Source organism: Kitasatospora sp. NPDC091335 (assembly GCF_044757205.1).
Taxonomy (GTDB): domain Bacteria; phylum Actinomycetota; class Actinomycetes; order Streptomycetales; family Streptomycetaceae; genus Kitasatospora.
Genome location: NZ_JBIVUM010000005.1, coordinates 365,670 through 384,632 on the forward strand (window position 1 = coordinate 365,670; position 18,963 = coordinate 384,632).

Consider the following 18,963-nt stretch of genomic DNA (forward strand, 5'->3'; position numbering starts at 1 on the left):
CGCTGCTCCTCTGGGGTCGGGGCCGAACAACTGTCTACCAGCCGGGACTGACAATCCGGCGGCCGGGTCGCCGCCCGGGCGCGTTGTCAGACCCTTGCCCTATGTTCGGGTCCTGGCTCCGGAGAGTGACCGCGTCGAACGCGGCGGAGCCTTGGGTTCCGGCGTCCGCCGGGGTCCGGCCGTACGGCGAGGGAGGACTGATGTACCGCCAGGGCGATGTGCTGATCGTGCCGGTCGAGGAGAGCGTGGTGCCGCCGAGGGTGGCGGAGCTGGCCGTGCAGCCGAGGGACGGGCGCGGCCGGATGGTGCTCGCGCTCGGAGAGGTCACCGGGCACGCCCATGCCGTGGTCGGTCCGGGCGAGCTGCGCCGTGAGACCGGGCCGTTCGGCGCGGGCTGGCTGCACCTGCCCGAGGGCGGCCGGGTGGTGCACGAGGAGCACGCGGCGATACCGCTGCCCAAGGGCTGGTACCGGGTGATCCGCCAGCGCGAGTACGTGCCGGGCGCGGTGCGGATGGTCGCGGACTGACGGCCGCTCCGCCCGCCGTACGGGGCGGCAGGCGGGACACGAGGACTGGACGCGGCCCCGGGCCGCGGCACGGAACGGGAACGGACGGCCGGGCGTGGAGCCCGGCCGGGAACGGAGCAGGGATGGAGACGGTCATCCACGACGAGGTCCACGGCGACCCGGGCGGGGCACGGGCGCTGCCGGGGCCGGCCGAGGTGACGGCCCGCTGGCGGGCGGCCGCAGCGGCCACCGGAGCCGGTGACCGGGCGGCGGCCGAGCGTGCCGTCCGGGCCGCCTACCGGGCGGCCGGGCTGCCCGAGCCCGCGGCGATCCGCTGGTTCGGCTCGCCGCTCGCCGCGACCGAGGCGGCGCTGGAGCTGAGGGCCGGCGGCGCGCAGAGCGTGCGCGAGGCCGTGCGCACCCGGCCCTGGGAGGAGGCCAGGCGACGCGCCGTCGAGCAGGTCGGCGCCACCGGGTGGGCGGGGCACTGGGCGCTCACCGGCGGCGAACTCGGCCCGGTCACCACGCCGCTCGCCGACCGGCTGCGCAACGCCGTGCTCGACCGGCTCGCCCCCGAGGCCGACCGGGAGGACGACGCCGCCGTCGCCGAACAGGCCAGGTCCCGCCGCACCACCGTCCGGCTCGCCCTGCTGGACGCGGTGCGCGGCCAGCACGACGCTCCGTGGTTCGCCGCCTTCGAAGCCGCCGGCGCGAGCGCCGACGCCGTCGCACCGCTCGCCGAACTGGCAGGGGAAGCCGGCTGGTGGTGGCCGTACCGGGAGGTGGCCCTGCTCAGCGAACGGCCGACCGCGCTGCACCGCGACGAGGCCGGCCGGCTCGACCGGGCGGACGGGCCCGCCCTGGAGTACGCCGACGGCTTCGCCCTGCACGCCTGGCGCGGCATGCCCGTCCCGCCGGATTTCCTGGCGACCCTGGCAGAGGTGACCGTCGAGCGGATCCGCACCGAGGAGAACGCCGAGCTGCGCCGCGTCCTGCTGGAGCACTACGGCTACGAGCGCTACCTGGCCGACTCCGGCGCCGAGCCCATCCACCGGGACGAGACCGGTGTGCTCTGGCGGATCGTCCTGTCCGACGACGAGCCGGTGGTGATGGTCGAGGTGGTCAACTCCACCCCCGAGCCGGACGGCACCCACCGCACCTACTGGCTGCGCGTCCCGCCGAGCACCCGCACCGCGCGCGCCGGTGTCGCCTGGACCTTCGGCATACCCGAGACCGCCTACCACCCGCAGCGCGAGACCTGACCGCGGACGCCTCCCGGCATCCGGAGCCAGTCTCCGAGCCGCGCGTGTTGACCCTGACCCCACGTCAGGCCGCACGGTGGGGGCGCAGCAGAACGCACGGATGATCGGAGGGACGCATGAGCTGGTCGGTGGGTCAGGTCTCCGGCTTCGCCGGGGTCACGATCCGGACCCTGCACCACTACGACCGGTCCGGGCTGCTCGAGCCCAGCGAGCGCAGCCCGGCCGGCTACCGGCTCTACACCGGCGCGGACCTCGCCAGGCTCCAGCAGATCCTCTTCTACCGGGAACTCGGCTTCCCGCTCGACGAGATCGCCGACATCCTGGCGGACCCGCAGGCCAACGCGCTCGACCACCTGGTGACGAGACGGCAGGCCCTCGCCGAGCAGATCACCCGGCTGCAGAAGCTGGTCGACGTCGCCGAGCGGGCCATCGAGGTCCAGCGCACCGGGGTCGAGCTGACCCCGGAGGAGCGCTTCGAGGTCTTCGGGGACGTGGTCTTCGACCTCAGTTACGCCGCCGACGCCCACCTCAAGTGGGGTGAGCGGGACAGCCACCGGGAGGCCCTGGCCCGCGCCGCCACCCACTCCAAGGAGGACTGGCAGCAGCTGATGGCGGAGGCCGCCGAATGGCGAGGCCGGCTGCTGGACGCCTTCGACGGGGGACTGCCGGTCGACCACGTCACGGTGCTCGGCCTCGCCGAGCAGCACCGGCGGCACATCACCCGGTGGTTCACGCCCTGCCCGCCGGAGACGCACTGCCGGATCGCCGACGACTACGAGGCGGACGCCCGGGCCTTCGCCCTGGTCGTGCCGCCGGCCGAGCAGCGGCCGGGCCTGGCCGGCTACTTCCGCGCGGCCATCGGCGCGAACGCCGAGCGGCGCACCGCGACCGGAACCGAGGCGGGCCGATGAGGATCCTCGTGATGGCCGCGGGCTCGCACGGCGACGTCGCCCCCTACACCGGTCTCGGGGCCCATCTGCGCGGCGCGGGGCACGAGGTCGCGCTCGCGGCGCCCGAGACCTTCCGCGGGCTGGTGGCCGGCAGCGGGCTCGACTTCCGTCCGCTCCCGGCCGACCCGCACGGCGCGGGCTCCGAGCCGACGGGCGGGCGCTCCGAACTGCTCGCGCGGGCCGCGGCGTTCATCGGTCAGCTGGGCGACGGGCTCGCGGACGCCGCCGCGCCCGGAGCCGACCTGCTCCTGCTCGGCACCACCACCGCACCGCTGGGCTGGCACCTGGCGGAGGCGATGGACGTCCCCACGCTGGGGGTCTACCTGCAACCCACGCTGCCGACCCGGGAGTTCCCGCCGGTGGTCGGGGGCGGCCGCTCGCTGGGGAGCTGGGGCAACCGGGCGGCGGGGGCGCTCGGGCAGCGGGTCGTCGACCGTCTGCACACCGAGGCAGCACGCCGGCTGCGGTCGCGGCTGGGCCTTCCGGCACTCTCCCAGACCGCACGCCGACGGGCCGTGGAGCGGGCGGACTGGCCGGTGCTGCACGGCTTCAGCCCGAGCCTGGTACCGCGCCCGGCGGACTGGCGGCCGGGGCTGCGGGTGGTCGGCAACTGGTGGCCCCACGTGGCGGGCGACCACTGCCTCCCGGTCGAGGTCGAGGACTTCCTGCGGGCCGGGCCGCCGCCGGTGTTCATCGGCTTCGGCAGCATGGCGGCAGGACAGGGCGAGCGGCTGAGCACCCTGGCGCTGGAAGCCCTGCGGCGGGCGGGCGTCCGGGGAGTGGTGCAGGCCGGCTGGGCCGGGATCGCCGGGGAGGGCGACGACGTGCTGACGATCGGCGAACTGCCGCACTCCCGGCTGTTCCCGCGCATGGCGGCCGTCGTGCACCACGCGGGCGCGGGTACGGCGGCCGCGACGCTGCGCGCGGGTGTGCCGAGCGTCCCGGTCCCGGTGATGGCCGACCAGCCGTTCTGGGCCGGCCGGCTCACCCGGGTCGGCGCGGCGACGGCTCCGGTGCGGTTCGCCGACCTGACCGCGGCGCGGCTGGCGGCGGCCATCCGTCAGGCCGTCGAGGAGCAGCGGCTGCGGGAGCGGGCACAGGGGGCGGCTCGCGCGATGGCGAAGGAGGACGGCGCGGCCCGGGTCGCGGAGGCGGTGGCGGCCATGGGTCGGTAGCGGAGGAGGACGGCGAGCCGCCACGCGGTTCCCGCGCCAGGGCTCGCTCCGGTGGGCCGAGCGCCACGGTGCCGCACGGAGGTGCCGCACACCGGTGCCGCCTGACCGGTCTCATCGAAGGCAGTCGACCAAGACAGCGCGACCAGCGCAGACTGGACTGGTTGGGACGACGGCCTCCAACCGCCCGCCCTTGCCGCAGCCGGTTGACCTGCGGCGACTTGGTTCCTTGAGACGGGCCGACATCGCCTACCTTCGATGAGACCGGTCACCGCCGTCGGACGGCGGCGACGGGAGGCCAGGGTGCCCGGGCGATCAGGTGCACCGACAGAATTCGCTGACCAGCGGCAATGAGAGGTCCGATGGACAACTTCCCAGGCGGAAGATGATCCTTTCCCAGGTGGGTGGCGCGGTCGGCCGCAGGGGCGGGATGGCAGCCGATCCCCCGCCCGCAGGGTGACGTCCGGGACGGCGGGTACGGGCCCGTCGCCCGTCGGGACGCCACGAGTCCGACCCGGTGAATCGCCCCACCGGATGGCGGCGTTCGGCTGGCGCGGCTCCCACGAGGCGGACCTACGGTGCGTATGTGAGGGCCGCATTCCCCAGCGGCCTCGTGAGCCTTGAGGCGGCTCTCTTGCGTAAGCGCTCCACCTGTTTCGCTCTCGCCCTGGCCCTCGGCGCGACCGTGCTCAGCGCGGGTGTCCCGACGCCACCGGACCGCTGAGCGGCACCAAGATCCGGAGCTGGCAGACCGGGTTCGTCCTCGGCGTCGCTTCGAACTCCACCGTCGGCGGCACCGTGATCCAGTACCAGACGGACACCGATCAGCTTGCCCAGAAATGGGCGATCGACCCGGTCACCACCACGACCTTCCTGGTGCGCAACCTCAACAGCGACATGTGCATCAACGTCGTGGGAACCGGCGCCAACGGTGAGATTCAGCAGCGCCCGTGCGACTCCCGGTGGGACGAGCAGATCTTTCAGCCTGGAGGACTCGAGCAAGCCCGGCCGCTACAGCATCAAGAACGACGCTCTCGGCAAGTGCTTCCAGCCCGCCTCGACAGGCGCCAACTCCAGCGTCTATCTCTACACCTGCACGCCCACGAGCGCCTACCAGTTGACCTCGTTCGACGTCCGCTGACCAGCCGGCCGACGACACCCGAGAGCGTCACGACGGCCTGTGCACGCGTCACACCGTGCGGGCGTCTCCCCGGACGATCGAGCCGAGTCTGGCGGGTCGCGTCGGCTGTCTCCCGATTTGCTCCATGAGTGGGTGTCACCCTGAACCGCCGTCGCCCCGGCCGGCGCGGCCGCGAGACCGGCCGACGCTTCCTCCACCTGGTAGATGTGACCTACCGCTCCGGCCGCACCACCCACACCCTGCCGACCTGGCGGGGTACGGCCTCGGCGGTCAGGCCCTCACCCCCTGCATGAGAGCTTGTCGAGAAGGCCAGGGCTGGGCCGGTGCTCCTCCACCTCGGTCGGGTGTCCTTTCGTGAACTCCGGCAGTGCCGCCGTGAAGTCCGTTGTCCATTGGCCGCTCTGCACGTATGCCTTGACGATCTTCTTCAGGTTCTCGCAGTCGCTCAGATGCCTCTTGGGCATGCCGATGCCGTAGAACTGCGGCTCCCCGGCCTTGCCTTTGAAGATACGTAGGCCCTTTTCTGGCTTCGCCGCTTGGAATCCATAGAGAATCATCTCGTCCATGAAGAAGGCGTCCGTCTTTCCGCCGAGCAGCAGATCCACACATGTCGAGGCGCTCGAAACCTCCTTGACGTTATTCAAGCCCTGGCGCCTCAGGTTTTCGACGGCGGTCGTGCTCGTCATCGTGCAGATGTTCTTGTCCTTGAGGTCACTCTCCGACTCGATCACCGGGCGGCCGGAGCCTGCCATGACCATGTAGCCCTGATCCGTCACGGCGTACGGGCCGACGAAGGCGACTTCCTCCGCGCGCTGCGGAGTGATCGAGTAGGTGGCAATCACCAGGTCGGCCAATCCCCCGGTGATCTCGGTCTCGCGCAAGTCGGACGTGACCAGCTTGGGAGAGTGGGTGACCTTCAACTGCTGGGTGACATGGGCTCCCACATACGAGTCGAAGCCGGAATATTTCCCCTTGTCCCAGTAGGAGGTGCCCGGCTGGTCATTCTTGTACGCGACATTGACACGCGTACGGCCGAGGAACTTGGGCTCTTCACCGCATGCCGTGGCCGTCGCGAGGAATGCCAGCGCCCCGAGTCCCGCCACCACCCGCCTGGCAGTTCGCCACGCGTTCATCCCATGACTCCTCACTCGTACAGATCACCCGTACAGAAGAACTTTGGTGACTCCGAGGTTCACCTGACATCCCTTTTGCGTGTGGACGATGAGGCGGACCCGGATCTCGCTTCCGCCGTCAAGCCGCAGGTCGGCGGTATCCCCGTCTTCGAGGGAGCGGTTGGCGCTCTGCACCTGTTTACCTAGTGCCACGCCGAGCGTGGTCACGGCCGCGCAGGATCCCACCTTCCGCACGGGTTGCCCGATGGAGACCGTGACCTTCATGCCGTCGCGTTTCATCCCGGCGGCGTCGACCACCAGGGTCGCCTCTCCGCCGTCCCCCACTTCGGTGGCATTTTCGACCCGGAAGTGCCCACCGGCGACATCCACTTCGCCGTGGTCCCGGAGATATTCCATCCACAACAGTCCGGCCCCGGCGGCGACCAGGCACAACAATGCGGCGGGCAGCCTGAGTCCGGACCGGAAGAAGTCGCCCCGGCCGGCCTGCTCTCCCGCGAGCATCGCCAGGAGTACGGATGCCAGCAGCGCGGCGCCCAGTAGCACGTACACCGGCACGAACTGCCCTATGCTGCCTCCTGGTTGGCGCGCCAGCGCCACGACGACGATCAGCCCGACGAGCACCGTCGGGAGGCTCCAGCCGGCGGCGCGACCCCAGAAGTGCAGGGTGTAGATGCGGCTGTTGACGTTGCTGCCGACGACGGTCCCGCTGATGGCCGTACCGCCGTCGTTCGCCCGCGCGGCACCCGTATCGGACGCGGACGCCGTCGGTTCCTTGGGGTGGCCTTCGCCGTCGACCACCGGATCAGGCATCGGTGACTCCGGAGTTGGCGATGCCGCCGCCCTCGGCGGTGGCGTCACCGGTCCGTTCGGCCCGCGCGGACGCGACGCCGCTCGCGTTCCCGCCCAGTCGTACGCCGCTGTTCGCGGAGCCGCCACCCTTCGCGACGGCCTTGCCCGTGTCGACGGCCTCAGCCCGCAGACCGGGGCGGTCCTGCCGGTCCGGCCGCCACAGCACGGGCAGGAGCAGTGCCGCGATTCCGGCCCCGGCCTGGACCGAGGCGCCGACCAACTGCCCGGTGTCCGGATCACCCAGGAGCCAGACCAGCGGCGTCGAGACGGTGACCACCGATCCGGCCGCGACGAGCACAATTTTCTGCCAACGAGTCACGTCCTGCTCACACCCCACATGAAGGATGGATGACACGGCATCAGACATTAGCGCGCGGGAGCGGCCGGGGTCATGGCTTCAATCCAGCCGGTTGACGCCCGGTGAGTTCATCGACATGATCCAGAGCCAGAACTTCGGCGAGACCGGGAGCCATTTTCCGAGCCTCAAGGCGGCAACTGAAAGGGGCATCTGGCCTGCTCAGGCCGTTGCAGGCTGCGGGACGCTACCGACGGAGGTGGCTCCCGATCTCGACGGAGAGGTGGCTCCTGCTGACCTTGAAGAACTCACCGCCCTGCCCGAAGCCTTCCACATCCCCGTCCGCGATCTTGGCTACCGTCCCATCTGGGACTACCGCATCGACCAGCTCGGCATCCAGGGCTCCCACACCGGCGCCCTCCTCATCGACGGTACCTGGTACTGCCCCGACCTCCCCCAGCCCCTGACCACCGCCACCGCCGACCTCCTCACCAAAAATATCGACCACACCACCTGGCGCGCCCGCATCGACGCCCGCGCCTCCTACCGCCTGCGCCCCAAAGCCGCACCCGACCACCGCGGCGCCCCGGCGCATGCTCTGCCCCGCAGCAGGCACCCACCCCACGGTCGCCTGCCCCGTCAAACGCCGCAGCCTCGGCCGTGACCCCCGCCTGCCCCTCGTCGATGTCACCCCCACCCCGGCAGGGCCCCCCGAGCTCTGCCGCCGCGAGTCCCTCACCTTCCACCGGGACATCGGCATCCGCTACTGGCAGGAACTCGACCACGGCCTCGCCCCCTGGGTCCACCACTACTTCCGCCTGCGCAACCGCGTCGAGCATTTCAACCAGTACGCAAAGGACCACGAAGCCATCGAACGCTCCCGAACCCGCCGCATCCGCGGCATCGCCGCCCAGTCCCTCCTGCTCTCCTTCCAGCTCGCCCACGCCAACCACCGCAAACTCGCCAGCTGGCTCGACACCCTCCAGACCAACGGCCAACCCGCCCGCCGCCGCCCCTCCAACCGCCACACACTCAAAAACCCCCACCACTGGACCCCGAGCGGCTACCTCCCCGACACCACCCCGGAACCCGGACCCACCTCAACCCCCGCACCCCACCTGACCAGCACAAACAGAACTGGCCCCCTGCGAACCCGCAGAGGGCCAGACTCACTTTCACCACAACAACAAAGCCGGTCAAAGCAACATAGTGTCACTTTGACCGGCTCTATTTGGTTGGTTGACCGACCAGGACGGGCGGGAGGAAACCGGTGTCGGCGGGCTGCTCACCGCGGTTCCACGATGAGCAGCCCGTCACGATGAGCAGCCCGTCACGAGGGCGCGTCCGCCGGCCCGGTCACCGCTCGGCCGGGACCCCCGGTGCGGAGGCGCCGGCCGGGGCCGCGAGCGAACCGAGGAGCTGCGCGACCGGGTCGGCGCTGCCCGAGGCGCTCAGCTCCTGCACCAGCTCGCAGTTCCTGGCGACCCTGCCGGCGACCCAGTCGCGCAGCCACGCGGACAGCTGCGGGAGCGGCAGGTCGGACGGGGCCAGCCCGGTGAGCACGCACCCGGTCGCCGCCGCCCCGCCGACGTTGACGACCACGTCCGGCAGGACGGTGTGGCCGGCCTCGCGCAGCAACCGGCGGGCCGGTGCGGTGCAGCTCAGGTTTCCGCCCTCGACCACCAGGCGGGCCCGGACCGCCGGCACCGCCTCCTCGTCGACCGCGGAGGCGGACGCCGCCAGCACCAGCACGTCGGCGTCGACGTGTAGCCACGCCCGCCCGGGTCCGTGGGCCGTGACCCGGGCGGGCAGCCGGCTCCGGTCGATCGTGCCGTCGCTGCTGGTGAGCGCGGCGAGTTCGGCGACGGGCAGTCCGTGCTGGTCCTCGACGGTGCCCCGGACGTCGGCCACCGCCACCACCAGGTGACCGTGGGCGGCGAGGTGGCCGGCCACCGCGCGCCCGACGGTGCCGAAGCCCTGGATCGCGACACGCTGAGGGGTCCGCGCACCGGAGGCCCGCAGGGCGCCGAGCACCGCGACGGCCACGCCGAAGCCGGTGATGTCGGCCATGTGGTCCCACAGTTCGGCCCAGCCGACGGTGAGGCGGGTGGTGCCGGGGCGGCGGGTGACGTCGTACCCGGCGGCCTCGAAGGCCAGCCGCCGGTCGGCGTAGGTGGTGCCCTGGTCGCAGCCCAGGTACACCCCGCCGTGCAGCAGTGGGGCCGCGGCGCGGCCGAACCCCCGCATCACCGACTGCCGTTCGACGGCGGCATCCGGATCGGGGGCGATGCCGGCCTTGGCGCCACCGATGGGCAGGCCGACCAGCGCCAGCTTGTGGGTCATCGCCCTGGCGAGCCCGGTCAGCTCCTGCTCGGTCACCGTCGGGTTCATCCTGGTGCCGCCCATGGCCAGGCCGTCGACCATGGAGTCGACGACGACCCAGCCGCGGGCCCGGCACTCCGGGAGGTTCAGGGTGGTGGAGAGCATGGGCCCGGTCGCCGGGCGCGCACCGTGCGGCGCGAGCGTCCGGTTCACCGCGCATCCTCCTCCGGGACGGACCGCAGGCGCAGGCTGCGGGGGCGCATGTCGGTCCACACGCGTTCGATGTGCGCGAGGCAGTCGTCCTTGGCGCCCCGTACGCCGGCCTCGTGCCAGCCCGCCGGCGTCTCGCGGTCGGCGGACCAGATCGAGTACTGCTCCTCGTCGTTGACGACGACCTTCCACTGCTCGGGCGCTTCGCTGGTCATGCCGTTACCTCCGGATGTCGGTGCTTGGGGGGTCCGCCGGGCGGCGGAGGGGTGGAACCGGTTCGTGGCCGGCGTCGGGGCGGGTGCTGCGACGGGTGGCGAGGCGGGCGTCGAGGCCGTCCAGCCAGGCCGGCAGGCTGGGGGTGCGCAGCAGGCCCGTGCCGATGAGCACACCGGCGAAGCCCTCCTCGACGAGACGGGCGGCATCGTCGGGGGAGCGGATGGCCCCGGCGCTCACCGGGCACCGGGTGCCGCTGCTCAGCACCGCGGGCAGGAGGGACGAGCTCCGTCCGAGGTCGCCCGCGCCGCGCTCGCGGTTGGCGATGTCCTTGTTGTTCACCGCGACCACGCATTCCTCGGCGCGTGGCACGCGGCTGATCTCCTCCTCGGTGGTGACCTCGACGAACGGCGTCAGGCCCAGGCGCAGGCCGAGCTCGACCAGGTGGCCCAGGGTGGCGCGCGGCAGCAGCGCGGCGGTCAGCAGGACCGCGGACGCGCCGCTCTCGCGGGCCTGGTGCAGTTGGCCGCGGCGGGTGATGAAGTCCTTCTGCAGTACGGGCAGGTCCGTCGCTTCCATGACCTCGCGCAGCAGCTCCGGGGTGCCGCCGAACCACCGCCCGGTCACCACGGACAGGCAGGGGGCGCCGGCGTCCCGGTAGTCGGCGACCAGCCGGGCGGCGGACCTGCCACCGAACAGGTCGTGCCCGGCGGAGTCCTGGCGCTTGAGCTCCATGATCACCGGTCGGCGGGCGTCCAGCAGCGCCTCGATGAACGCGGCCGTCATCCGGGCCCTCCGGCCGCCCCCGCGCCGTCCGGCACCCGCCAGCCGTGCCGCACGGTCGTGATCCGGTCGGTGCTCAGCCGTCCGTCGGGGTCCCTGGCTGCGGTGTCCACGTCGATGCCCAGGAACAGGGGGTGGTCCACCACCGCCCGGTAGTCCTCCCGGTTGTCGGCCGAGACGCCGCCGGCCAGCAGGAAGGGGCGCGAGAGGCGGTCGGCGATCCCGAGGACGGCCTCGCAGTCGGCCGGTTGCCCGGTGCTGCCGATCCGGCCGTCCGCGGCCACCACGTCCAGCAGGAAGAGGTCCGTTCCCGCCCGCTCGTAGGCCGCGATCAGGGACTGTTCCGCGCGGGTGTCCGTACCGAGGTGCAGCACCTTGACCACGGTGAGGTCCGTGGTGCTCTTCAGGGCGCGGACCAGTCCCGGCGGCTGGTAGCCGTGCAGTTGGACCCACGGCACCCGCCCCGCGGCCGTCGCCGCGCGAAGCGCCCCGGCGTCGTTGAGGAAGGTCACGAGGACCGGACGCAGTCGCGCCGTTCGGTGTACGGCGTCCGCGACCAGCGTGAGATGACGGAACGTCAGTTCGGCATGGCCGCCTGGAACGCCGTGCCACAGGCCGACGAGGTCGGCTCCGGCCCGGTCGAGCGATGCCACGTCCTCGGCCGAGGCGGCTCCGCAGATCTTGACCAGCATCAGGCGTCACAGCCCCAGCATGGCGGCGACGCGGTTGCGTTGGATCTCCGACGTGCCCGAGTAGATCGGGCCGGCGACCGCGTCGCGCAGGTCCTTCTCCAGCCCGTACTCGGCCAGGTAGCCGCTGCCGCCGAAGATCTGCACGGCGGCCAGCGCGGAGGAGAGGTTGCTCTCGCTGGCGAGGAGCTTGCTGACGGCGATGTCCCTCGTGACGTTCTCGCCCGCCGTCAGCCGGACCGCCGTGTCGTAGAGCCACTTCCGCGCGGTGTCCAGGCCGATGCTCATCTCCACGAGCTTGTGGGAGACCGACTGGTACGAGCCGATCGGACTGCCGAACTGGACGCGTTCCTTGGCGTACTCGACGCAGCGGTCGAGCCGGTACCGCATCTGTCCGGTGCTGATGACGAAGGAGCAGAGGATCTCCCACTTCATCACGTGGTCCAGGACCAGGAACCCGGATCCGATCCGGCCGATCACGGCGGACGCGGGGATCCTGCAGTCGTCGAAGTGCAGTTCGCTCAGCGGCGCGGTCCGCAGCCCCATGGTGGCGACGGGCGGCCCGATGACGAGGCCCGGGGTGTCCCGTTCCACGACGAAGGCGGTGATGCTGAGCGGGCCGCTGCTCGGGTGGGTGCGCGCGTACACCACGAACACGTCGGCCACCGGGCCGTTGGTGATGAAGGACTTGCCGCCCCGCAGGACGAAGCCGTCGCCCTCGCGGGTGGCCGTGGTCCTCATCGCGAGCGCGTCGGAGCCGCTCTCGGTCTCGCTGATCGCGTGCGCCCCGATCGTCTCTCCCGAGCAGATCCCCGGCAGGTGGCGCGCCTTGAGCTCCGGCGAGCCGAACCGGTGCAGTGGGACTCCGACGCCGACCAGGTGGGTGGCGACCGAGAAGTTCAGTCCGCCGTCACGGCACCCGGTGCCGAGTCGTTCGAGCACGTGCATGGTGGTGAGCAGGTCCTGGCCCAGCCCGCCCCACTGCTCGTCGAACGGCAGGCCGAGGATTCCGGACCTCTGGACCAGCTTCCACTTGTCCCTCGGGAAGGCTCCTTCGGCGTCCCCTTCGAGGTGGCCGGAGCTGAGCTCCTCGCACCACCGGGCAATCCCCTCGCCCAGGGCGATCTGGTCGGCGTTCCATCTGATCATCTGTCAGTCCTGTCAGTATTCGGAGAAGTCGGCCGAGTCCAGGTTGTGGCGTTCGTCGCCGCGCAACGCGGGCGAGAACACGCACACCAGCCGGAGGTCCTCGTCCGGGCTCGCGATCAGGAAGTGGGCGTCGTTCCGGTCGAGGGCGTACAGGGTGCCCGGTTCGAGCGGGTGGGACGTGCCGTCGGTGTCCACGACCTCGCCCTTTCCCTCGATGCAGTAGCACGCCTCCAGGTGGTGGCGGTACTCCAGCCGCGACTTGGTGCCGGCGCGGACGGTGGTGTCCGTCATCGTGTAGCCCAGGCCGTCGGATTCGAGAAGGAACCTACGGCTGAGCCCGTTGCCCCAGTCCACGGTCTTCACCTCGGCAAGGTGTCGGACGATCATCGGGTGTGCCTCCTAGCGGCTTGTCGAGTACGGCGAAACGGTCTGAACGAAGGTGCGGAACTCCTCGACCACGTCGGTCCCTCCGGCGAGGGCGTGCTCGATCCGGGCGACCCCGGCGCTGCCCACGACCGCGGCGTCGGCGCCGAGGCCGTGCAGCAGGTCGATGTCCGCCCTGGAGCGGACGCCGAACCCGACGGCGATCGGTACGACGGTCCTCGTCCGCAGTGCGGTCAGCGCGGCGGCCAGCTCCTGGTGGTCGGCCGCGAGCCCGCCGCCGCTGCGGCCGTAGTGGGCCACCAGGTACAGGTACGCGGTGGCGCACTCGGCGGCGGCGGCCTTCACCTCGGGCGCCGACGCGGCGTAGCAGGTGGCGACCAGGGGCAGCCCCGCCTCCCGCACCGCTTCGAGGCAGTCGGCCCGTAGCCGCGGCGGCAGGCCGTGCACCAGCAGTCCGTGGACGCCGGCGTCGGCGACCCGCCGGACGAAGCCCGGCACGGTCAGGTCCCTGACCGTGTGGCTCCAGTCGGCCAGCAGTGCCACCCGCAGGTGGCGCAGCCGGGGCAGGACCCCGCCGAGGAAGTCGAGCACCTCGTCGAGTCCGACGCCGTCGGCCAGGGCCCGCTGTGCCGATCGGCGGATGACGGGCCCGTCGGTGACCGAGTTCGGAAAGGGCACAGCCAGCTCCAGGCAGTCCACCTGGCAGTCGTCGAGCATCCGCATGACGTCGGCCAGGACGGGCAGCGGTGGATCTCCGGCGTTGAGGAACACCGCCAGGCCGGGCCGGTCCGGTGGCCGGCGGGCGAAGAACCCGCTCACCGCGCACGCGCCGGTCGGGCGCGGAGGCGGTCGACGAGGTCGCGGGCGGCGCCGCTGCGGAGGGCGTCGTCGGCCGCCCGGACCGCCTCCGGCCACCCGTCGATCAGCCCGCTCGCGACGGCCAGTGCGGCGGCGTTCAGGCAGACGGTCCGGGTGGCGAGCGGCTTGCCCGTTCCGGAGAGCACACCGAGGAAGTGGTCGACCACGTCCTCCCCTTCTGCGGCCGGCCGTAGTTCGGCGATCGTGCCGGTCGCAGTCGCAGTCGCAGTCGCGGTCGCGGTCGCGGTCGCGGTCGCGGGGCCGGGGCCGGAGCCGGAACCGGAGCCGAAAGCCTCGGCCGGCAGCCGGATCGCGTCGGTGCCGTCATTTGGGAGGACGAGGTTGTCGACGGAGCCGACGAGCTCGTCGATTCCCAGCTCGTTGGAGCACAGCCAGATCCTCCGGTCGGCGACGGTGGCGGCGACCTGGCCCAGCGCCGGCAGCATCGAACGGTCCGAGACGCCGACGAGCTGGGCGGAGACCGGCACCGCGGCCAGGAAGGGGCCGACGGAGTTGATGAACCCGCCGATCATCCGCAGGTCCATCGGCACGATGCTCCGGGCCAGCAGCGCCACCTCCCGCGGGTAGACGAAGTTCCCCGGGAAGGCGATGCCGAAGCGTTCCAGCTGGGCCTCGGTCCGCTCGTACGAGGCGGTCCTTCCGACGCCGAGACGGTCGAGCAGGTCATGGGAGCCGCAGGTGCTCGTGTAGGCGCGGGATCCCGTCTTGACGACGCGGACGCCCAGGGCCGCGGCGAGGAAGGCCGCCGCGGTGGAGATGTTGAACGTGGCCGGCCCGCCTCCGGTGCCGACGATGTTGGCCGTGCCGTCCAGCCGCGCGGTGACGGCCGGCCGTCGCTCGTCCAGCGAGCGGAGCATCGCGACCAGCGTGTCCCGATCGGGCATCCGGGTGGACAGCGAGGACAGCAGCGCCACCGACTCGCCGGGCCGGAGGGCGCCGTCACGCAGCTGGTCCCAGAAGGACCCCCACATCTCCTGGTCGACGGGGTGGTCCCGGCGGATCAGCGCTCGCAGCACCTTGTGCATGGCTAGGGGGCGTCCGTCCGGTGCGGCTGGGCCTGGTCGATGAACCTGCTGATCGAGCCGACGGAGCGGAAGCTGTCCGGGTCGAGGTCGAACTCCTCGACGCGCACGTCGAAGCGGTCCTCCAGCCAGGCGATCGTCTTGAGCAGACCGAGGCTGTCGATGACCCCGCCGTCCACGAGGTCGTAGTCGGAGTCCAGCTCGTTCGCGCCGACGTCGGGCAGGAACTCCTCGATGATGAACTGGGTGACTACCGCGGCGTGGTTCACTGGGCCGTTCCTTCGGTGGGCTGGGACGGGGAGCAGGCGCGCTCGACGGGGGCGCGGTCGATCTTTCCGGTGGACGTCCTGGGCAGCGGGTCGTCCACGATCTGCAGGGTCGAGGGGACGGCGGTGAGCGGGAGGCGTTGCGCGCAGTGCCGGCGCAGCGCCAGCGAGTTCAGCCGGCTGTCCGGGGCGCGGCGGACCACGCTCCGCAGCAGGCGGCCGGCCACCGGGTCGGGTACGGCCACCACGGCCGCCTCGACGACCTCGGGATGGTCGAGCAGCACCTGTTCGACCTCGTGGGTGTTGACCCGGGTGCCGCGGACCTTGACCTGGTGGTCGTTCCGGCCTTCCAGGGTGATGCGGCCGTCCCGGTCCCGCCGGACGAGGTCGCCGCTGCGGAAGTAGCGCCGCGTCTCCCCGTCGTGGTGGTGGGTCGCGAACCTGTCCGCGTCCTGGGCCCGGTCCAGGTAGCCGTCGGTCTGAAAGGGCGTCGCGACGTGGAGTTCGCCGGTGCCCGGCCCGGTCACGATCCCGCCGTCGGCACCGACGATCACCGCGTGGACGCCGGGCAGCGGACGTCCGATCGGCAGCGGGCCGTCCGCCGGCTCGGTGCCGTCGACCTCGTGCAGGAAGCTGTCGTTGGTCTCGGTGCAGCCGTAGACGTTGTGGAGCCGCGCGCCGGGGAACAGGCGCGGAAGCTCGGCCAGGCAGCGGGCGGGCAGGCTGTCGCCGGTGAAGACGACGTGCTCGACGGTGTCGAGCCGCCGGCCGCTCTCCGTGGTCGCGTCGACCAGCAGTTGGTAGAACATCGGTACCGCCTGGACGAGTTGGACCGCGTGGCGGTCCACGAGGTCCAGCAGGTGGCCCGGGTGGGTGGCCCGGGCCGGATCGACCAGGACGACGCGACCGCCGTACTTGAGCGTGGTCCAGACGTCCAGCAGGCACAGGTCGAAGGTGAGCGGGGCGTAGTTGAGGACCGTCGTCCCCCGACGGATGCCGAACCGCTCGCCGGCCCAGGTGGTGAAGCGGTCCACCGCCCCCGTGCTCAGTGGCACGGTCTTCGGCCGCCCGGTGGAACCGGAGGTGGTGAACATGAAGGAGACGTCGCCCGGCTCCGTGGCGCGCGGCGCCATCGGCTCCGCCCGTTGGCCGGGGGTCTGCGGCCCGGGGCCGGCAGCCCGGGGGCCCTCCGGCGACAGGACGTGCCGGATTCCGGCCCGCTCGGCCGACGCGGGGGAGGCTCTCCCCTCCGGCGTGGGCGCCGGCAGCAGCAGGAAGCGCCGCCCTTCCAGCAGGCAGGCGAGCACCAGGGCGATCGTCGAGGGCGACTTGGCGGCCGGGATGCCGATCGGCTCGTCCTCGTCCGGGGCGAGCCGGGCGATCCGCAGGCGCTCCCGCTCGGCCAGCCGGTGGAGTTCACGGTAGGTCGTCTCTTCCCCGTGCCATACCAGGGCCGGATCGCCGGGGTGGCCGGCGGCGTGCGAGACGAATGAACCCACCAGGCTCTGCTGCTGCGTCATGACTTCTCCGAGTTCATGCAACAGGGTGGGCTCCATAGACAACGGATGAGTTCATGCAACGGGTTCACCGATCTCATTCGGAACAATGGAGGGCCGACACGAAAGGGGGCCCATCCGGCCGCCTTCCCGGCGAAAGAAGAATTATCACGTGGTGCCCGTCCACGGAAGTGGGGTGCTCGATCGGCGTCATGACGGCACGTCAGAACAGGTCCCGCGGCCGGCCGCGCAGATGCTAGCCGTCGAGCGTGTTCAATCCGCATAAGGATTACCGTGGCCTGGCGTAAAGATTGTCCTGACGCCTTCGACCCTCTTCTCCGTCTTGCGGAGTGAGACGAGGGCTGCCTAGTATCCGCCGTACTGTTCGCGAATCAGCGAATCGGCGAGGGGATTTCCGGGACGCTTATGCGGTCCCGATCGCCGTGAAAGGTGGATCCGTCATGCCTGGCTCCGATCGGAGCGCGTACGCTCCGACCCCATTGTCCTTCGCCCAGCAACGGCTGTGGTTCCTCGACCGGCTGCGGCCGGGCCGGCCGGACCACAACGTCCCGACCGCGGTCCGCCTGCGCGGCCGGCTGGACCAGGAGGCGCTCGTCCGGGCGCTGACCGAAGTCGTGCGGCGCCACGAGGTGTTGCGCGGCAGGATCGTCGACTCCGAGGACGGCCCGTGCCACGTCACGGAGCCGGTCGAGACCTTCGTGCCGACGGTCACCGATCTGACGCACACCCCGGCGGAGCAGGCCTGGCAGCGGGCCCGGGAGCTGGTGGCCGCCGATCTGGCGACTCCCTTCGACCTCGGGACCGCCCCGATGCTCCGGGCCCGACTGATCCACATCGCGACCGACGAACACCTGCTGGTTCTGGTGATCCACCACATCGCCTGTGACGGCTGGTCGCTGCCGGTGCTGTGGCAGGAGTTCTCCGCCGGGTACGGCGCCGCCGTCGACGGTCGGCCGATCGCCCTGCCGGACCTGCCCGTCCAGTACGCCGACTTCGCGGCCTGGCAGCGGAGCCACCAGGCCGGAACGGCACTGCAAGGCCAACTCGCCTACTGGCGCGAGCACTTGTCCGATCTGACCCCGTCGGCTCTCCCGACGGACCGGACGCGCCCCGCGGTGTGGTCGGGCCGGGGCGACCAGGTCGAGATCGAGATCCCCGCGGAACTCGCCGACCGGATCCGCGCCCTGGGGCGCGCCCACGAGGTGACGCCGTTCATGACGCTGCTGGCCGCCTTCCAGGTCCTGCTCGCGCGCTGCACGGGACGGGCCGACGTGACGGTGGGCACCCCGATCTCCGGGCGGACCCGGATCGAGGTGGAGCCGCTGGTCGGCTTCTTCGTCAACACGCTCGTCCTGCGCACCGACCTGTCGGGCGACCCCGGCTTCACCGACGTGCTCGCCCGGGTGCGGCGGTGCGCGGTGGAGGCCTACGCCCACCAGGACGTCCCCTTCGAGCGGCTGGTGCAGGAGCTGCGGCCCGAACGCGATCTCGGCCAACACCCGCTGTTCACCGTCATGTTCCAGCTGGAGGACCCGCCCTCGCTCCCGTCCGGCCTTCCCGGTCTGAAAGTGAATGACCATCAGATACCGAACGAGGTGGCGAAGTTCGACATCGAGGTCTCCCTGACGGACCTCGGCGATCGCCTCACCGGCGTCATCCGCTACGCCGCCGACCTCTTCGAGCGTGACACGGTGCGGCAGCTCGCCGAGGGTTTCACGGCGCTGCTCGACCATCTCGTCGGCGCTCCCGAACGGCCGATATCGGCCTGGGAGGCCCCTCCCGGCCTCCGCGTGAGCCTCGCCGCTCCCGCCTCTCCGGCTGCTCCCACCGTGCACCCCGCGGCCCCGCGGCCCGATGCCGACCAGGCCGGCGCTCCCGCCGCCGGGGCCGAGACCGAGACCGAACTCCTCGTGCTGGAGATCTGGGCCGAGGTGCTCGGAGTCACCCCGGACGGCGTACACAGCGACTTCTTCGAGCTGGGCGGCCACTCGCTCCTCGCCTCGAAGGTCATGTCACGACTCGGCCGGGCACTCGACCTCGAACTGCCGGTCGTCCTGCTCTTCTACCACCCGACCGTCGCCGAACTCGCCGACGGCATCGACGCGGCGCTGCTGGCGGACCTCGGCGCCGCCGAGGCGGAACCGCTTCCTGTCGGAAAGGCCCGTCACCCGTGAAGGCACAGCACAGTCGCCCCGAGCCCGGCCGACCGACCGGTTCCACG

The 18,963-nt window shown here is 71.8% G+C and carries 20 protein-coding genes; 7 read left to right on the forward strand and 13 right to left on the reverse strand.

The window, feature by feature from the left end; genetic code table 11:
• The first annotated feature begins 200 nt into the window (after nt 1-200).
• From ACIQOW_RS15325 to ACIQOW_RS15345, 5 genes are all read left to right on the forward strand, one after another.
• Nucleotides 201-527, forward strand: a complete 327-nt coding sequence (locus ACIQOW_RS15325) for a hypothetical protein (RefSeq protein WP_401084322.1) — start codon at nt 201-203, stop codon at nt 525-527.
• Between the two features lie 122 nt (nt 528-649).
• Complete coding sequence (locus ACIQOW_RS15330; protein WP_401084325.1) at nt 650-1,768, forward strand: DUF6745 domain-containing protein; 1,119 nt, start codon at nt 650-652, stop codon at nt 1,766-1,768.
• Nucleotides 1,769-1,884: 116 nt separating this feature from the next.
• A complete protein-coding gene (locus ACIQOW_RS15335; protein WP_401084328.1) occupies nt 1,885-2,679 on the forward strand; it encodes a MerR family transcriptional regulator in 795 nt (264 codons plus the stop codon).
• Nucleotides 2,676-3,893, forward strand: a complete 1,218-nt coding sequence (locus tag ACIQOW_RS15340) for a glycosyltransferase (RefSeq protein WP_401084331.1) — start codon at nt 2,676-2,678, stop codon at nt 3,891-3,893. Before ACIQOW_RS15335 ends, ACIQOW_RS15340 begins: the two co-directional genes overlap by 4 nt.
• A gap of 732 nt (nt 3,894-4,625) precedes the next feature.
• Nucleotides 4,626-5,159: an RICIN domain-containing protein gene (locus ACIQOW_RS15345; RefSeq protein WP_401084533.1), complete on the forward strand. Its 534-nt coding sequence runs from the start codon at nt 4,626-4,628 to the stop codon at nt 5,157-5,159.
• A gap of 150 nt (nt 5,160-5,309) precedes the next feature.
• Here ACIQOW_RS15345 and ACIQOW_RS15350 read toward each other — a convergent pair whose 3' ends face one another.
• The 3 genes from ACIQOW_RS15350 to ACIQOW_RS15360 are packed head-to-tail and all read right to left on the reverse strand — an operon-like array spanning nt 5,310 to nt 7,332.
• Entirely contained in the window at nt 5,310-6,164 is an 855-nt protein-coding gene (locus ACIQOW_RS15350; protein WP_401084334.1) for a transporter substrate-binding domain-containing protein, read from the reverse strand.
• 24 nt (nt 6,165-6,188) lie between these two features.
• On the reverse strand, nt 6,189-6,974 hold the full coding sequence (locus tag ACIQOW_RS15355) for a hypothetical protein (RefSeq protein WP_401084337.1): 786 nt from the start codon (nt 6,972-6,974) through the stop codon (nt 6,189-6,191).
• Nucleotides 6,967-7,332 carry a hypothetical protein gene (locus tag ACIQOW_RS15360; RefSeq protein WP_401084340.1) on the reverse strand — a complete coding sequence of 122 codons (366 nt, stop codon included), beginning with the start codon at nt 7,330-7,332 and terminating at the stop codon, nt 6,967-6,969. Before ACIQOW_RS15360 ends, ACIQOW_RS15355 begins: the two co-directional genes overlap by 8 nt.
• Before the next feature lie 91 nt (nt 7,333-7,423).
• On the opposite strand from ACIQOW_RS15360, the gene ACIQOW_RS15365 reads away from it, so the two are divergent.
• Nucleotides 7,424-7,972 (forward strand): hypothetical protein, encoded by a 549-nt coding sequence (locus ACIQOW_RS15365; protein ID WP_401084343.1) that lies wholly within the window; start codon nt 7,424-7,426, stop codon nt 7,970-7,972.
• A 692-nt stretch (nt 7,973-8,664) separates the two neighbouring features.
• On the opposite strand, the gene ACIQOW_RS15370 is transcribed toward ACIQOW_RS15365, so the two are convergent.
• From ACIQOW_RS15370 to ACIQOW_RS15415, 10 genes are read right to left on the reverse strand one after another with little or no spacing between them, the layout of a single operon-like run.
• On the reverse strand, nt 8,665-9,843 hold the full coding sequence (locus ACIQOW_RS15370; RefSeq protein WP_401084346.1) for a Glu/Leu/Phe/Val dehydrogenase dimerization domain-containing protein: 1,179 nt from the start codon (nt 9,841-9,843) through the stop codon (nt 8,665-8,667).
• Entirely contained in the window at nt 9,840-10,055 is a 216-nt protein-coding gene (locus ACIQOW_RS15375) for an MbtH family protein (protein ID WP_401084349.1), read from the reverse strand. The genes ACIQOW_RS15370 and ACIQOW_RS15375 overlap by 4 nt, the downstream gene beginning before the upstream one ends.
• 4 nt (nt 10,056-10,059) lie before the next feature.
• Nucleotides 10,060-10,839, reverse strand: a complete 780-nt coding sequence (locus tag ACIQOW_RS15380) for an indole-3-glycerol-phosphate synthase (RefSeq protein WP_401084352.1) — start codon at nt 10,837-10,839, stop codon at nt 10,060-10,062.
• Nucleotides 10,836-11,528, reverse strand: coding sequence for an N-(5'-phosphoribosyl)anthranilate isomerase (locus tag ACIQOW_RS15385; RefSeq protein ID WP_401084354.1), 693 nt, complete (start codon nt 11,526-11,528; stop codon nt 10,836-10,838). Before ACIQOW_RS15385 ends, ACIQOW_RS15380 begins: the two co-directional genes overlap by 4 nt.
• A gap of 6 nt (nt 11,529-11,534) precedes the next feature.
• Nucleotides 11,535-12,674: an acyl-CoA dehydrogenase family protein gene (locus ACIQOW_RS15390; protein WP_401084357.1), complete on the reverse strand. Its 1,140-nt coding sequence runs from the start codon at nt 12,672-12,674 to the stop codon at nt 11,535-11,537.
• Nucleotides 12,675-12,686: 12 nt separating this feature from the next.
• Nucleotides 12,687-13,061, reverse strand: coding sequence for an ectoine synthase (locus ACIQOW_RS15395; protein WP_401084360.1), 375 nt, complete (start codon nt 13,059-13,061; stop codon nt 12,687-12,689).
• 12 nt (nt 13,062-13,073) lie between these two features.
• Complete coding sequence (gene trpA, locus ACIQOW_RS15400; protein ID WP_401084362.1) at nt 13,074-13,877, reverse strand: tryptophan synthase subunit alpha; 804 nt, start codon at nt 13,875-13,877, stop codon at nt 13,074-13,076.
• The gene (locus ACIQOW_RS15405) at nt 13,874-14,962 is read right to left on the reverse strand and encodes an anthranilate phosphoribosyltransferase (RefSeq protein WP_401084365.1); all 1,089 of its coding nucleotides are present in this window, start codon (nt 14,960-14,962) and stop codon (nt 13,874-13,876) included. Before ACIQOW_RS15405 ends, trpA begins: the two co-directional genes overlap by 4 nt.
• A 2-nt stretch (nt 14,963-14,964) precedes the next feature.
• Entirely contained in the window at nt 14,965-15,228 is a 264-nt protein-coding gene (locus ACIQOW_RS15410) for a phosphopantetheine-binding protein (protein ID WP_188300831.1), read from the reverse strand.
• Nucleotides 15,225-16,745, reverse strand: a complete 1,521-nt coding sequence (locus tag ACIQOW_RS15415) for an AMP-binding protein (RefSeq protein ID WP_401084369.1) — start codon at nt 16,743-16,745, stop codon at nt 15,225-15,227. The genes ACIQOW_RS15410 and ACIQOW_RS15415 overlap by 4 nt, the downstream gene beginning before the upstream one ends.
• Nucleotides 16,746-17,182: 437 nt before the next feature.
• Here ACIQOW_RS15415 and ACIQOW_RS15420 point away from each other — a divergent pair, with 437 nt between their 5' ends.
• Nucleotides 17,183-18,916: a condensation domain-containing protein gene (locus tag ACIQOW_RS15420; RefSeq protein WP_401084372.1), complete on the forward strand. Its 1,734-nt coding sequence runs from the start codon at nt 17,183-17,185 to the stop codon at nt 18,914-18,916.
• The last annotated feature ends 47 nt before the right edge of the window (nt 18,917-18,963 follow it).

Bases quoted from the DNA above. Each gene is read 5' to 3' on its own strand.
- ACIQOW_RS15420 (WP_401084372.1), top strand. From the start codon at position 17,183: ATGCCTGGCTCCGATCGGAGCGCGTACGCTCCGACCCCATTGTCCTTC.
- ACIQOW_RS15395 (WP_401084360.1), bottom strand. From the start codon at position 13,061: ATGATCGTCCGACACCTTGCCGAGGTGAAGACCGTGGACTGGGGCAAC.
- ACIQOW_RS15330 (WP_401084325.1), top strand. From the start codon at position 650: ATGGAGACGGTCATCCACGACGAGGTCCACGGCGACCCGGGCGGGGCA.
- ACIQOW_RS15405 (WP_401084365.1), bottom strand. From the start codon at position 14,962: ATGCACAAGGTGCTGCGAGCGCTGATCCGCCGGGACCACCCCGTCGAC.
- ACIQOW_RS15350 (WP_401084334.1), bottom strand. From the start codon at position 6,164: ATGAACGCGTGGCGAACTGCCAGGCGGGTGGTGGCGGGACTCGGGGCG.
- ACIQOW_RS15325 (WP_401084322.1), top strand. From the start codon at position 201: ATGTACCGCCAGGGCGATGTGCTGATCGTGCCGGTCGAGGAGAGCGTG.
- ACIQOW_RS15375 (WP_401084349.1), bottom strand. From the start codon at position 10,055: ATGACCAGCGAAGCGCCCGAGCAGTGGAAGGTCGTCGTCAACGACGAG.
- ACIQOW_RS15355 (WP_401084337.1), bottom strand. From the start codon at position 6,974: ATGCCTGATCCGGTGGTCGACGGCGAAGGCCACCCCAAGGAACCGACG.
- ACIQOW_RS15390 (WP_401084357.1), bottom strand. From the start codon at position 12,674: ATGATCAGATGGAACGCCGACCAGATCGCCCTGGGCGAGGGGATTGCC.
- ACIQOW_RS15335 (WP_401084328.1), top strand. From the start codon at position 1,885: ATGAGCTGGTCGGTGGGTCAGGTCTCCGGCTTCGCCGGGGTCACGATC.
- ACIQOW_RS15380 (WP_401084352.1), bottom strand. From the start codon at position 10,839: ATGACGGCCGCGTTCATCGAGGCGCTGCTGGACGCCCGCCGACCGGTG.
- ACIQOW_RS15385 (WP_401084354.1), bottom strand. From the start codon at position 11,528: ATGCTGGTCAAGATCTGCGGAGCCGCCTCGGCCGAGGACGTGGCATCG.
- ACIQOW_RS15340 (WP_401084331.1), top strand. From the start codon at position 2,676: ATGAGGATCCTCGTGATGGCCGCGGGCTCGCACGGCGACGTCGCCCCC.
- ACIQOW_RS15415 (WP_401084369.1), bottom strand. From the start codon at position 16,745: ATGACGCAGCAGCAGAGCCTGGTGGGTTCATTCGTCTCGCACGCCGCC.